This is a genomic window from Phormidium pseudopriestleyi FRX01 (genome assembly GCF_017313335.1).
Lineage (GTDB): Bacteria > Cyanobacteriota > Cyanobacteriia > Cyanobacteriales > Laspinemataceae > Laspinema > Laspinema pseudopriestleyi.
This window is the reverse complement of record NZ_JAFLQW010000378.1, coordinates 1-14,710: the sequence shown is the minus strand read 5'-3', so window position 1 is coordinate 14,710 and position 14,710 is coordinate 1. Positions and strand designations below refer to the sequence as shown.

At 46.6% G+C, this 14,710-nt stretch carries 8 protein-coding genes; 7 read left to right on the top strand and 1 reads right to left on the bottom strand.

All coding sequences use genetic code 11. The features are described from left to right. The first annotated feature begins 220 nt into the window (after positions 1–220). From J0895_RS14290 to J0895_RS14280, 3 genes are all read left to right on the top strand, one after another. Positions 221–3,535, top strand: a complete 3,315-nt coding sequence (locus J0895_RS14290; protein ID WP_207088744.1) for a methyl-accepting chemotaxis protein — start codon at positions 221–223, stop codon at positions 3,533–3,535. Between the two features lie 451 nt (positions 3,536–3,986). Then, on the top strand, positions 3,987–6,836 hold the full coding sequence (locus J0895_RS14285) for a hybrid sensor histidine kinase/response regulator (protein ID WP_242541306.1): 2,850 nt from the start codon (positions 3,987–3,989) through the stop codon (positions 6,834–6,836). 145 nt (positions 6,837–6,981) lie between these two features. After that, positions 6,982–7,476 carry a chemotaxis protein CheW gene (locus tag J0895_RS14280; RefSeq protein ID WP_207088743.1) on the top strand — a complete coding sequence of 165 codons (495 nt, stop codon included), beginning with the start codon at positions 6,982–6,984 and terminating at the stop codon, positions 7,474–7,476. 20 nt (positions 7,477–7,496) lie between these two features. Here J0895_RS14280 and J0895_RS14275 read toward each other — a convergent pair whose 3' ends face one another. Further along, a complete protein-coding gene (locus J0895_RS14275; RefSeq protein WP_207088742.1) occupies positions 7,497–8,003 on the bottom strand; it encodes a Uma2 family endonuclease in 507 nt (168 codons plus the stop codon). Between the two features lie 109 nt (positions 8,004–8,112). Here J0895_RS14275 and J0895_RS14270 point away from each other — a divergent pair, with 109 nt between their 5' ends. The 4 genes from J0895_RS14270 to J0895_RS25925 all read left to right on the top strand — a co-directional run bounded on the left by J0895_RS14270 (position 8,113) and on the right by J0895_RS25925 (position 14,571). Further along, the gene (locus tag J0895_RS14270; RefSeq protein ID WP_207088741.1) at positions 8,113–8,352 is read left to right on the top strand and encodes a SpoIIE family protein phosphatase; all 240 of its coding nucleotides are present in this window, start codon (positions 8,113–8,115) and stop codon (positions 8,350–8,352) included. Between the two features lie 418 nt (positions 8,353–8,770). After that, positions 8,771–9,115: a nuclear transport factor 2-like protein gene (locus tag J0895_RS14265; RefSeq protein ID WP_207088740.1), complete on the top strand. Its 345-nt coding sequence runs from the start codon at positions 8,771–8,773 to the stop codon at positions 9,113–9,115. A 105-nt stretch (positions 9,116–9,220) separates the two neighbouring features. Continuing rightward, entirely contained in the window at positions 9,221–12,832 is a 3,612-nt protein-coding gene (locus J0895_RS14260) for an ATP-binding protein (RefSeq protein ID WP_242541305.1), read from the top strand. A gap of 11 nt (positions 12,833–12,843) precedes the next feature. After that, a complete protein-coding gene (locus tag J0895_RS25925; protein ID WP_242541304.1) occupies positions 12,844–14,571 on the top strand; it encodes a GAF domain-containing SpoIIE family protein phosphatase in 1,728 nt (575 codons plus the stop codon). The last annotated feature ends 139 nt before the right edge of the window (positions 14,572–14,710 follow it).

Here is a 14,710-nt window from a genome sequence, read left to right as displayed (position 1 = left end):
GCAAAATTGAGATGCTCCCCTGTTCTGTATTCTTTTTCTCCTCAAGGAGATTATTTTCCCAGGCCATCTACCCGTTCAACTCAAGAGGACAAGAAACCGAGTTTCTGTTCTGAAGTTGTTGGTTTCTTTGTAGAGATTGGGTCCAGAAATCCGGTGGTTTTCCCTGGACTGGACTGAATCCTCACCCCCCTAAACGCCGTTACTGATTTACGCACTCTGTATGTTGGAACCCTTAGATACCCTTCTCACGAAGAATTTTATTCCCCAAGGTGATTGCTACCTGTGGAATCCGGCTTTAGTTTGGCTGCACGCTGGATCGGACATGGCGATCGCCTTGGCCTATTTTTCGATTGTGGCGATGTTGATTTATTTCGTCCGACAACGGCAAGATTTACCCTTTAGTCGGATTTTTCTATTATTTGCAGCTTTGATGATTAGCGCTGGATTCACCCATTTAATGGAAGTCTGGACCCTGTGGCATCCTGACTATTGGGTTTCCGGGAGTATCAAAGCCCTCACCGCTGGCATTTCCCTGTTAACGGCCCTAGAAATGGTCCCGACCCTTCCGGCAGCCCTGGCCCTACCCAGTGCCAAAGCACAACTAGAGGCGGCTAATCAAGCTCTGCAAGGGGAAATTAAAGAACGCAAACAAGCCGAATCTGCCCTGAAACGACTAGCAAATATTATCGAAAATACCCCCGATTTTGTCGGCATCTGGGACACTCAGGGTACGGGAATTTACCTGAATCGAGCCTCGCGCAAAATGACGGGGATTCGAGAAGATCAACCCGCCTCGGATTTCACCGCCTTTGATTTCGTCCAGGAAGGACCCGATCGCCAGGGATTAAAACTGGCGATCGCCACGACCTTTGTTGAGGGCGTCTGGAGTGGGGAAACCCTGATCAAACGCCGCAATGGGGACTTATTTCCCGCCTCCCAAGTGATTGTCGCGCACCAACAAGACAAAGGGGAAATTGATTATATTTCTACGGTGATTCGGGATATTAGCGATCGCAAAGCCATTGAAAAGGCATTAGAAGCCGAACGCCAGGGACTCACCACCTTATTCAATGGGATTCCCGCCTTCCTCTACCTAGTCGATCGCAGCAATACGATCCAGTTAGCCAACCGCCAATTTGTCGAGCTCTTTGGTGATCCGGTTGCTGCGGCGACCCTCTTGAACCCCGGTGGCAAACTGTACTCTGAGGTTCGCACCCAAGTCTTTGAAACCAAACAACCGCAGCAGTGGGAATGGCAAGATAGTAACACTGGGCACACCTACCAAATGTATGATTACCCTTGTAACGATGTGGATGGGAAGCGGTTGGTCCTGTCTATGGGAATCGACATCAGCGATCGCAAACAAGCCGAAAAAGCCCTACAAACTTCCGAAGCGCGCTTCCGTTCCCTCATTGAAGCCACCTCTCAAATCATCTGGAACACCGCGGCCAATGGCGAATTCGTCACGGAACAACCCGCTTGGAGTAGCTTCACCGGCCAAACCTTCGACCAACTTAAGGGTCGAGGATGGCTCGATGCCGTTCATCCCGATGAGCGTCAACAGACAGCCCAAGCCTGGTCCCACGCGGTCCAAAATCGAGTGCTTTATGAAGTCGAACACCGATTGCGCCGTCACGATGGCGAGTATCGATATATGAGTGTTCGTGCCGTCCCCATTCTCAAAACCACCGATGGCAGTATGAGCGAATGGTTAGGAATTTATACCGATATTACCGAGCACAAATTAGCCCAAGTCACCTGCGATCGCTTCTTTAGCATTTCCCTGGATTTACTGAGTATCTTCGGCTTTGATACCTCCTTCCAGCAAGTTAATCCCGCTTGGACTAGCATCCTCGGCTACAGTGAAGCCGAACTCCTCGGTAAATCGTTTCTCGATTTTGTCCATCCTGATGACATCGAAACCACCATTGCCGAATCCCAAAAATTGGCAAGCGGCATCGAAACCCTCTATTTTGAAAATCGCTATCGCTGTAAAGATGGTTCTTATAAATGGTTAGGTTGGAGTTCAAATAGTTCCCCAGAACAAGAAGTGCTCTATGCCGTTGCTCATGATATCACCCACCTCAAACAAACCGAGGAACAATTTCGATTGTTGGCGTCGGAACAAGAGCAACTGCTTCAAGAACTCAAAACTCGCCAAAATGCCCTCGATGAAGCGGCGATCGTCAGTGAAACCGACAGCGAGGGCAAGATTACCTTTGTTAATGATAAATTCTGCGAAATCTCTGGATACTCTCGCGCCGAACTGATCGGCAAAAATCATCGGATGATTAACTCCGGATATCATCCTAAATCCCTCTTTGAGGAAATGTGGAAAACCATTGCCTCCGGTCGCGTGTGGAAAGGTGAAATCAGAAACCAATGCAAAAACCGAGAATATTATTGGGTAGATACTACCATTTCTCCTATTTTTGATGCTCAGGGCAAAGTTGTCAAATATATTGGCATCCGGTTTGATATTACCGATCGCAAACAAGTCGCCCAAGAGTTAGAAAAATTCGCCGAAGACGGCAAAGCCGAAGCGGATGCCCTCACCGAACAAGTTCTCAAACTTTTAAGAGAAATTAAAGGGGCTGCCAAAGGGGATTTAACCGTCAGGGCCGAAGTCAACAATAATGTACTCGGGGCTTTAGCTGACTCCTTTAATTTCCTGGTTTCTTCCCTCAAAAAAGTCGTAACCGGGATTCAAGAACTCGCCACGGAAGTCCGCAGCGCCACCGGTGAATCCATCGCTAATACCCAAGATTTAACAGAACGGGCCCAAGAACAAGCCCAACAAGTGGAGTTCTCCTTGCGCCAAATTGAGCGCATGGCTAACTCGATTCAAGATATCTGTACCGTGGCTCAAAAAGCGGAAAATGTCGCCCAACAAGCCGCAGAAACGGCGGAAGTGGGAGGCCAATCCGTAGACCGAGCCGTTGAAGGAATTAACGAACTTCGCCAAACCATTTCCCAAACCGGGAAAATGATTAAACGGTTGGGAGAAAGCTCTCAACAAATTGGTAAAATTGTGACTTCCATTTCTCAAATTGCTGCTCAGACCAACCTACTAGCCTTGAATGCTACCATTGAAGCGGCCCGCGCCGGGGAACAGGGGTTAGGGTTTGCCGTAGTTGCCGAAGAAATCCGCAAGTTAGCCGATCGCTCCGGTTCAGCCACGGAGGAAATTTCGGAAATTGTCGAACAAATTAGAAGCGAAATCGGACGGGTCACTGAAGCAATGGAAGCCGGCACTCAGGAGGTGGTTGCTGGGACTAAATTAGCCGCTGAAGCAAAACATCATTTAATCGCTATTATTGAAGTGAGTCGGCAGATGAATGCCCTGGTTCAAAATATCACTCGGGCGGCGACTAATCAAACCGAAAATGCTTCAGAAATTGCGGCAGTGATGCAAAAAATTAGCTCAATTTCTACTACAACCTCAGAAAAATCCGTGCAAGTTCGCAAGTCTTTAGATGGACTAGCGATCGCGGTCAATAAACTTCAGGAGTCGGTTTCTAATTTCCGCAGTTAAAGGTAGGATACAAGCTCAAATCCCGGGTCAATTTCGGTCCCCTCCTCTTGGTAAGGGGAGGGTTAAATTCTTACAAGTCTTGGTGTTTCTACGGAATCCGGTTTTCAAAGTTTTATAAAAACCCACACCCTCAAGGGTGGGGCTACACAGACAAAGCCAGCTATAGCGCTGACGCGCAGGCTGCGCCAAACGCAGGCTAAAGAATAAAGTAGGTCGAACACAACCGGATTTGGTATTACAACAGATATTTAGAGGAGTGCGAGCATCTTGCTCGCTATTGTCTCAAGCGAGCAAGATGCAAAGCCTACGGCATAGCTTCGCTTACCGCACTCCAAAAATCTACCTCATAACTGTGGGAAACGCTATAGTCAACGAATCTCTAACCAGGAATGGGTGAACCCGCCTACAGTTTCGTCGAATTTTGTCACTGACACTTCTACTTTGAACCATCATGTCATCATTAATGGACTTTAACGATATTCAAGAACTGCTGGGGGCATTTATAGCCGAAACCGATGAGTTTTTACAGGCGTTAGAAACTCAGTTGTTGGCGATGGAACAAATCGAGACTGTAGAAGCTCGAAAAAGCACCATTAAGGAAATGTTTAGAGCCGCGCACTCCATTAAGGGTTCGGCGTTGATGTTCGGCTTTCAGTCCCTATCAACTGCCGCACACTGGATAGAAGATTGTTTTGCAATTCTGCGCGATCGCCCGGAAGATACCCCCCTGAGCAGCCATTCGATTACTCAACTCCTCCAAGGGGTTGACCTGTTAAAAAAACTCACAGTCCAATCCACCGCATTGGTCAAGGAAAAGCAAGAAGAAGACCCCAAAGATTTCCAGGCTGATTTGGAGGCGATCGCCCGCATCAAACAAGAGTTAGAAACCGAATGTGGCGGATTAAAAGAACCAGCCGAATGGATGCAAAAACATCCCGCCAATACCGGGATAATTCAGGCAATTTTCAAACAAGATTTACCCCCCATTTTTAACCGCCTAGAAACCGAACTCTCGCAAATGCAAGAGGAAACACTGGAGAAATCTTATCAGGTTTTTAATGATATTTATTATCAGCTTTCGGGTTTAGCTGGGATGTTAGAAGTCCCGGAACTGGGGGAAATTGCCGAATCTTTGCGGACCGCTGTGGATCACCCTAATTTGTCCGCAGAAGAGGTTAAAAAATTGGGTTGGGCGATCGCCCAAAACTTAGAAACCCTCCGGGAACAAGTCTTACAAGAATTACCAATCCTCTTACAACCGATAGACATTCCCCATCCCAACCCGGATGTAGCAATTTCTGCGATGCCTTCTCCCACGCCACTCCTCCCCTCGGACAGTCCCCCAACTGCACCCCCTCCTGACCCCTCCCTACTGCCAACTCCCTCCCCAAGCGAATCAGGAGTCAAACCCACCATCCGGGTCGAACTCGATCGCCTCACTGAACTGGTGGACCTTGTGGGAGAATTAGTGATTAACCGTACCCATTTAGAAGTCCAGGAAACCCAACTGCGTGGGGAAGTCAAACGTCTGCGACGGCACATCCGCGATTTGAATCAATTTGGGATACAACTGCGGGAAGAATATGACCGCCTTGCTGGAGAAAAAAGCCATCGGGGTCGAAATACCGCTCATCCCCTCGGTTTCGACGCCCTAGAAATGGATCATTATACGGAGTTCCATGATACGGCCCGAGAAACCATCGAAACCACCCAGGCGATCGCCCACTCCAGTGCCAAAATCGACGAAGTAGCCCTCAATTTGGACCGGAGTACCGATCGCTTGCGGCGAATATGCGATCGCCTCCGGTCCCAAGTGATGCAGTTGCGCGTCGTCAGTTTCAGCCGCGCCGTAGATCACCTCCCTCGCGCCATCCGCGATATGTCTCGCACTTACAATAAAGATGTCAACCTCCTGCTGATCGGACGAGATACAAAAATCGACGAAAGCTTATTAAACGCCTTGCGCGACCCCCTAGTTCACTTAGTGCGAAATGCCTTTGACCACGGCATCGAAACCCCCGAAGACCGCAAAGCAGCAGGCAAACCCCCCAACGGCCAAATCGAAATCGAAGCGCGGCATCAAGGAGGACAAACCATCATCACCATCTCCGATGACGGTCAAGGCATCGACCCGGAAGCCATTCGTTCCCGTCTCGTTGAATTAAATCTCCTCGCCGAAGAACAAGCACTAGAACTCTCCATCAACGAACTCTATGACTTCCTGTTTTGGTCCGGATTCAGTACCCAACGTGAGATAACGGATTTATCCGGACGCGGGGTCGGTTTAGATATCGTGCGAAGCAATCTCCGCCAAGTGCGAGGCACAGTTAAAATAGACTCTCGCATCGGTCGGGGAACCAGCTTTATCATTAAACTCCCCTTGATGCTCTCGATTTCCGATGCCTTATTAGTCCGCATTGAACATCATACCCTCGCCTTACCCCTCGATGCCGTAGAAGAGATTTTGCACGTTAACGCCAGTGAAATCCAGATGGCGATGCATCAACCGATGTTACGCTGGCGCGACGAGTATATTCGGTTAGTTCCCTTGAATCATTTACTCCATTACAACGAGTCCTCTCGGGATGTTCCTTCTCCGATGCCAGTTGGGGAAGACTATATGCCGGTGTTGGTTTTAAGCTCTAGTGAGGGAATTCTGGCGATCGCAGTCGATCGCCTCATCGGACAACAGGAACTCGTCGTCAAATCCCTCCCCCAACCGTTATCAAAACCCACCGGCATCCTCGGTTGTACCATTCTCGGGGATGGGGAAGTCGTCAGCATTCTCGATGTGGATGACTTGATTGGACAACTCCATCCTCACTGGCAAACAGGGGTGATTATGCAGACTGACAGTTCCGGACGCAGTAACCTCCTCCCCCCAGGCACTCGTTCTCCGGTCCCCCTGTTGCCTCCCCTGCCGTCTCAACCCCAAATTTTAGTGATTGATGACTCTTATACGATTCGCCAAATGCTCTCTTTAACTCTCACCCGCGCTCGATATCGCGTCGCTCAGGCGAAAGATGGTCAAGATGCTCTGGAACAATTGTATCAGGGGTTAAAATGTGCTTTAATTATTGCCGATATTGAAATGCCCCGCATGGATGGGTTTGAATTCCTGAGTGCGGTTAAAGAAACTCCCCAGTTTTCTCACATTCCGGTGGCGATGTTGACCTCCCGCAGTGGTGCTAAACATCGACAACGCGCAATGGATTTGGGTGCAGTTAAATATTTTACTAAACCTTATAACGAAGGTCAGTTATTAGAGGCGATCGCTCAATTACTTGAAGCGAAACTATAATCTTAAAATCATCAAAATCTGGACTAAAATAATCAATAAATACCTCTAAAAACTAGAAACTTGGTTTCTTGTTCTCTCTATTTCATCCCGTGCCAAACTCTTAAATTGTTCTGAATTTACTCACCACTGACGGAGCATCCCTACTATGTTTTCACCCTCTAAATACAGCCGCCGGTTTCAGAATAAAAAGTCCGCCATTCAGCGCACCCCGACGCGCAAGCTCGTAATCTTTGAAGTCGCCGGGGAAACTTATGCGATCGCCATCGAACGGGTGCAGCGCGTCCTCACCGAATTTACCACCCAGGGGACTCTCGAAGGGGGCCGCAGCTTAGTTAAAATTGATGCGGATTTGATTACACTATTAGATTTATCCCAGCTATTTGTCACCCCAAATGATTCTCAGGAGGAGCATTCTTATTTGATTGTTTGCACCCTCACCAATGGCGATCGCATTGGTATTCCCCTGCAAGATTTACCCGCCATTCTAGACATTCCTGAAGATAAATTTGCAGAAATTCCCGTCTCCTATCGACAAGGAAAGGAAGGCCAAAAATCCGCACCGGCAGCAGTGGAGAAAATTATTACCACCCCGGCAGGTACCGTCGCCTTCTATCTAAACTTGGATAAACTCCTAGATTGAGCCGGATTTTATGACCGACCTCATCGGGTCAGCATCTGGTCATAAATGGCCTCAATTTCGATTAAAAAGCTCAGACTATCCAAATAAACATCATCCCCAGACTCATACAAATACGCTTCCCAAACTCCCGGTTCAATTTGACGCCAACAGTGCAGTTTAGGTTGAGTTGGATCAAGCCAAACATATTCCTCTAAGGTTTCAATTTGGCGATAATGGTCAAATTGACCTAGTTTCTCACCGGGAGGAAACGGGTAAGATATCACATCGATAATCAAGCAGGGATATTGAATCACTCCATCGAGTCTGTGGCGGCAATCCAAATCCCGAGGGTCATGGGTGACCATTAAATCAGGATAAGAGTAGGCAGAAACCGCTTCCATATAAACCGGCCTCGGATGGAGAGAAACGATCGCATTCGTGCCGCGCAAGTGCTGGATTAATAGTTGGGAGAGAGTGTGAGTAATCCGTTTCTGATCGGGGTAGTTTTGAGCTAGGGGAGTCTGCTCTGCGGTAAGAGAGTAAGGCATAATTAGAGAGTTGTGTGGCGCTAAATCAGGGGAAGGGAGGGTGTAACTGTTAAGTTGGCGATCGCCCATGCTGACCTCGTGAACCGTTCACCTGATTTTATCATTTTTTATGTCATTTGTCATTTGTCATTTGTCATTAGTTTCAGAGTACCGCGCACCCCCTTGGCGATCGCTTTCTTCTATGGCAGGAGAGTTATATGGGATGGACCAATTCTGGGCGGTGGTGTCCCAGCATTGGCAGGAGTCGGCGGAGGCAATTCGGGAGAGGGTGATTCAGGATTTGCGAGAGTTTATGGGGGAACAGAAGGTGTCTGATGATATTACTTTGGTGGTGATGAAGCAACGATGATGGGGAGATGGGTCATTTGTCATTTGTCCTTGTGACGTGGGTTCCGGGCGTCACGAGGAAACCTGCTGTTGTAAGTCCCTCTCAGGAGGGCTGATTTGACCTTTGCCAATGACCTGAATCCTTACGTTTCACCGATGCCAATCTCAGGGGGGTCGATTTCAATTAAAATCTGTTAAAGTGATTGTTTCAGGGATGTGCCATTTTGGGAAACGGCTGGGTGAGGGAGGACTGTATGAGGTTCCGGTTAAATGGGGTTGGGTAAAAGAGTTCACTCCCGAAGAGCAACTCAACCCATTTCATCTATGGGTGTAACAAGAGCTAGATATTTACCTTGAAGGAGCGTATTTTCTATGACGGAGAAAAATAAACAGATTGTCACGGACTGGATCGAAAAAAACTACAGGGACAAGGAAATCCGATGGACGATTTAGATCCAAGTGTGGTTTTTTGCATTCCGGGTTCAAATACCAATCCGATTTTTGGTAAATTTACGGGAATTGAAGGGGTCGAAAAATTTTTTGGCTTACTCATCGGGAAGTTATCTCAAAAAAATCTGACCCAAACTATAAAAGTGATCAATTGTTTGGCTGAAGGAAAACAAGTTGTAGCTTTCGTAGAAGAAGTTTTTAGTTCAAAAGAACCCAACCTGTCCGAACCTAATATCAGTCAGGGAGCTTGGTTATTTGAGTTGAATGATGAGTCTAAAATTACCTCACTTTACTGTTACGACAATACGGAAGTCACCTCTAAAGTTCTGGCTTAAGCCCTTTTCCCATTCATAACCCAGACGACTGCTGAACGGATATCAAAAGCTGATGGGGATTGAGATTGCGTTCATTTATCCAAATCATTTCAGGAGACTTTAACGATGACTGATTTAACGGGTTACCAAATCCTCAGCCCAATTTATGAGAGTGCCAATTCATTAGTCTATCGGGGGATTCGAGAGCGGGACAATCAACGGATGATTTTGAAGGTTCTCAAACAAGATTATCCGAACCCATCGGAACTCACGCGCTACAAGCAGGAATATGAAATTACCCGGTCTTTGGAGGGTAAAGGGGTCGTTAACGTTTACGATTTGCACCGATATCAGAACAGTCTGGTGATGACCTTAGAAGATTTTGGCGGTGAATCTTTAAAGGGTTTGATGACAGAACATCGGTTTTCCCTGGTGGAATTTCTGACCCTGGCGATCGCAATCGCTGAAATCCTAGCAGAAGTCCATGCCGCCAATATCATTCACAAGGATATTAACCCCTCAAATATTGTTTATAACCTAGAAACTGGGGAAGTTAAAATCATCGATTTTGGGATTTCCAGCGTTTTATCTCGGGAAAATCCCACGATTCTCAACCCCGATCGCCTGGAAGGAACATTAGCTTATATTTCTCCAGAACAAACCGGGCGCATGAACCGGGCGATCGATTACCGCACGGATTTTTATTCGTTAGGGGCTACCTTTTACGAACTGCTGACCCATCAACTTCCTTTTACAGCAACTGCACCCCTAGAGTTGGTTCACTGTCATATCGCCAAACAGCCGGTTCCCCCGGTTCAAATTGATTCCGAAATTCCCCAGGTGGTTTCTGATATTGTCATGAAACTGATGGCAAAAACTGCCGAGGACCGATATCAAAGTGCGAGGGGGTTGAAATTAGATTTAGAAACCTGTTTAAATCAATTACAAACGAGCGGTGAAATTTCCTCCTTTCCTCTCGGGAGTCAGGACCAATCCGATAAATTTCAAATTCCTCAGAAACTCTATGGGAGAGAAGATGAAGTTAAACAACTGTTGAACAGTTGGGATAGTCTGGGTCAAGGTACTCCGGTTATGATGCTGGTTGCGGGTTATTCCGGTGTGGGTAAATCAGCGTTAGTCAATGAAGTTCAAAAACCCTTGGTCCAATCCCGAGGATATTTTATTTCTGGTAAGTTCGACCAATTTAAACGGAATATTCCTTACAGTTCGCTGATTCAAGCCTTTCAAGAATTAATCCGACAGTTGCTAACTGAAAGTGAAGGGCAACTCGAAATCTGGAAGCAAAAGCTATTAAATGCTCTGGGAAACAATGCTCAGGTGATCATTGAGGTGATACCTGAATTAGAACTGATTATTGGTAAACAGCCTCCCGTTCCCCAGTTGGGTCCAACTGAGTCCCAGAATCGCTTTAACTTAGTCTTTCAACAATTTTTGAGTGTCTTTGCCCAACCTGAACATCCTTTAGTGATGTTTATCGACGATCTCCAGTGGGCAGATTCTGCATCATTGAAGTTGCTGGAACAACTCCTGAGTGATACGGATAACCAATACCTGCTAACCATTGGGGCCTATCGAGATAATGAAGTGAGTCCCACTCATCCGTTCATCTTAACAGTAGAGCGGATTCAAAAAGCGGGGACTCAAGTGGATTCGATCCAGCTTCAGCCTCTCTTAATTCAACAAGTTAGCCAATTAATTAGGGATACGCTGAATGCTTCAACAGAGGAATCGGAGTCGTTAACTGAATTGGTTTTCAGTAAGACGGGGGGCAATCCATTTTTCTTGACTCAATTACTCGAATATTTATATCAGGAAGAGTTCCTATCTTTTAACTATAATTCGGGGAACTGGGAGTGGAATATTGACTCAATCCAACAAGTTGGAATCACCGACAATGTAGTTGAGTTAATGGTTAATAAAATTGGTAAGCTCGATGCCGGTAGCCAGAATGTCCTTAAACTCGCTGCTTGTATTGGCAACCGATTTGATTTACAAACCTTGTCAGTGGTCAATGCTAAATCTCTTTCAGCAACCGCGAATGATCTATTGTCAGCGCTTCAGGAAGGGTTGATTGTCCCGTTGACCGATGCCTACAAAACTCCCATGCTGTGGGATCGAGAGGCGGTCCAATTAGAAACACCGGATTCACCCTCTGAACTTTTTGCCGGTTATCCCGCTTATATTCCTTACAAATTTTTGCATGACCGAGTTCAGCAAGCTGCGTATTCTTTAATTCCCGAAGCCCAGAAAAAAGAATTTCACCTAAATATTGGTTGGTTATTCCTTCAGAATACCCAACCGGAGAGCTTGGAAGAGAATATCTTTGATATTGTCAACCAACTCAACAAAGGGACTGAGTTAATTGCGACGGATTCCGAGAAAAATGACCTGGCTCGTTTGAATTTGATAGCTGGAAAAAAAGCTAAGGATTCTACGGCGTATGAACCGGCCCTCCAGTATTTAGAAGCGGGGTTAGCACTGCTGCCTCCAGATAGCTGGCAAATTCAATATGAGTTTACTCTAGCACTTCATGTAGAAACGGTAGAAGTGCAATATCTGAATACACGGTTTGAAGAGGCGGAACAGTTAGGGTCCGTGGTTTTGCAAGAAGCTCAATCTCTGCTTGAGCGCGTCAAAATTTATGAGCTAAAAATTCAATCCCAGTACGCGCAACTTCAATTACAGTTGGAGATCGAGACTGCCTTGGAAATTTTGGAACCCTTGGGTGTGGTACTACCTCGAACTCCTACCCAGGAAGAGATTGAAGCAGAACAACAGGCAATCAAGCAGCTATTAGGTGAGCGCCAGATTGAGGATTTAGCTGATTTGCCAGAAATGACGGATCCTTATCAGCTTGCTGCTGTCCGAATTTTACTGATTGTCACTTCTGCTGCTATTATTACTAATCCTCTGTTATATCCGATTGTAACCCTGACATCGGTAAGGCTTTGTATCCAACATGGCAATTCTCCCTTTGCTGCTGCGGTGTATATTTTTTACGCTCAACTTTTGTGTGGAGCTATGAAAAATATTGATTCGGGATATCAAGTTGGGCAATTGTCTTTAACCTTAGTGGACAACCTCGATGTTCGCGATTTTAAGGCTCTCGTTACCCATTATAGTAACGGGTTTGTTCGACATTGGAAAGATCCGTTCCGCGCCATCCCCCTGGAACAAATGCAAGAGGGTATTCAGGTGGGAATCGAAACGGGGAATTTAGAAAATGCCTGTTATAACGCCATCGATTATACCCTATTTTCTACCTTTGCAGGTTATAACCTAGCCGAGTTTTCACCCCGATATGAAGAATATACCCAATTGACGATTAAGTTAAAGCAAGTCTATTCTGTGTATTATATAGAAGCAGCACGGGGAATTGCTGTAAATTTGCTGAAAGAGGAGGTAGAGAAATATGGATTAATCATTGGCAATTCCTGGGAAGAAGAGGAACAGTTTTTAGCGGCCTGGGTTGAAGGTAATGCTCTCTGGCTCCTGTTCATTACTTATCTAGCAAAAACCATTGCCTTTTCCTACTTAAATCAGTTTGAACGGGCCTTAGATTCGGCTCAAAAAGCCGACCTTTATGGAGAGAGTTCGGCATCGTATGTTGTTTTTCCTCAGCATATATTTTATTACTCTTTATCCCTTGTATCGGTTTGCCAGAGAGAATCTACCCCCCCCTCAAAAAAGCGGAATTTCTGGAAAAAGCTCGTTTAAATCAGGAATTAATGAAAGAATGGGCGAAATATGCACCGGAGAATTATCAAAACAAATACGATTTGGTAGAAGCTGAACTCGCTCGTATATCTGGGAACCATTTGGAAGCTCAACAACTCTACGAAAAAGCGATTCAAGGAGCCAGGAAACAAGGGTTTATTCATGAAGAAGGATTAGCCTACGAACGAGCCGCTGAATATTACCTAGCCCTCCAACGAGAAGAATTTGGGCAGTTTTACCTGAAAAATGCCTACAGTTGTTATGCAAGCTGGGGAGCAAGGGCTAAACTCAAATCCCTATCAGAGACTTACCCTAACCTCCTGGTCAAAGTCACTCAGCGCAGTGGAGAAACTGGGACGATACCGATAACTACAACGGGTAGTGATGGCAAGGGATTAGATATCGAAACGGTTGTCAAAGCCTCCCAAGCCATTGCCAGCGAAATTGTGTTAGATCAATTGCTGGATAAATTAATGCGGCTGACGATTGAGAATGCCGGGGCTCAAAAAGGGTTTCTGATTTTGCCAGTAGATGGAAAATTATCGATTGAAGCCACGGGAATTGTCAATGGTTCAAAGGATATTGCAGTGCAGTCGGTGCCAATTGAAGAGAGTGCACAAGTATGTCGGGCGATCGTTCACTATGTGGCCCGAACTCAGTCCAGCGTCATCTTAAATGATGCGGCTAATGCTGGCACTTTTACCACCGATGCTTATATTGTTCAGAATCAACCCAAGTCGGTCTTATGTGCGCCCCTCCTTAATCAAGGGCAACTCACTGGCATTCTCTACCTAGAAAATAACTTAGCAACCGGCGCATTTACCCAAGAACGGATTGAACTGTTACAAGTTATATCCGCCCAAGCGGCAATTTCCCTAGAAAATGCTCAACTTTATCGCACCTTAGAAGATAAAGTCATCGAACGGACTGCCCAACTTGCGGATGCGAATGAAGAAATCAGCGCCCTGAATGAACTGCTCAAATCTGACAACCTACGGATGAGTGCGGAACTGGATGTCACCCGCCAACTGCAACAGAAAATGTTGCCGAACCCCGAAGAATTACAGGAGATTCCTGGCTTAGAAATTGCGGGATTTATGGAACCTGCCGATGAAATCGGGGGAGACTATTATGATGTTTTGAACCATGAGGGACATATCAAAATCGGGATTGGGGATGTCACGGGACATGGATTAGAAGCGGGAATGGTGATGGTGATGGTGCAAACCGCTGTGCGAACCTTGTTGGTGAATGATGAGACGGATTATGTGAAGTTTCTCAATACCATTAACCGGATGATTCATGATAACGTAGCGCGGATGCGGACGGATAAGAACATGACTTTAGCGTTACTGGATTATGCGGATGGAGTGTTGCGGATTAGTGGACAACATGAGGAGATTCTGATTGTCCGGGGGACGGGAGAAATTGAGCGACTGGATACGATTGATTTAGGATTTCCCGTGGGGTTAGAGTTGGATATTGCTGATTTTATTACTCAGGCGGAAGTGACGTTAAATCCTGGGGATGGGGTGGTGCTTTATACCGATGGGATACCGGAGGCGGCAAATATGGCGGGAGAGTTATATGGCATGGACCGATTCTGTGAGGTGGTGTCGCAGCATTGGCAGGAGTCGGCGGAGGCAATTCGGGAAGGGGTGATTCAGGAGTTGCGGGAGTTTATTGGGGAACAGAAGGTGTTTGATGATATTACTCTGGTGGTGATGAAGCAGCGATGATGAGGAGATGGGGAGAGACCTAACCCCCCAGCCCCCTTCCCTCTGAGGGAAGGGGGAGCCGGAACCTTACAACGGTAGGGTTTTTAGGCTAATGGTGATTTGCCTTTCGATTAACTTCAGCGACGGTCCCCTCCCCTTG

Excerpts from the sequence above, each read along its gene's own strand:
- J0895_RS25925 (WP_242541304.1), top strand. The coding sequence starts at position 12,844 with ATGAAAGAATGGGCGAAATATGCACCGGAGAATTATCAAAACAAATAC.
- J0895_RS14265 (WP_207088740.1), top strand. The coding sequence starts at position 8,771 with ATGGACGATTTAGATCCAAGTGTGGTTTTTTGCATTCCGGGTTCAAAT.
- J0895_RS14290 (WP_207088744.1), top strand. The coding sequence starts at position 221 with ATGTTGGAACCCTTAGATACCCTTCTCACGAAGAATTTTATTCCCCAA.
- J0895_RS14280 (WP_207088743.1), top strand. The coding sequence starts at position 6,982 with ATGTTTTCACCCTCTAAATACAGCCGCCGGTTTCAGAATAAAAAGTCC.
- J0895_RS14285 (WP_242541306.1), top strand. The coding sequence starts at position 3,987 with ATGTCATCATTAATGGACTTTAACGATATTCAAGAACTGCTGGGGGCA.
- J0895_RS14275 (WP_207088742.1), bottom strand. The coding sequence starts at position 8,003 with ATGCCTTACTCTCTTACCGCAGAGCAGACTCCCCTAGCTCAAAACTAC.
- J0895_RS14270 (WP_207088741.1), top strand. The coding sequence starts at position 8,113 with ATGTCATTTGTCATTTGTCATTTGTCATTAGTTTCAGAGTACCGCGCA.
- J0895_RS14260 (WP_242541305.1), top strand. The coding sequence starts at position 9,221 with ATGACTGATTTAACGGGTTACCAAATCCTCAGCCCAATTTATGAGAGT.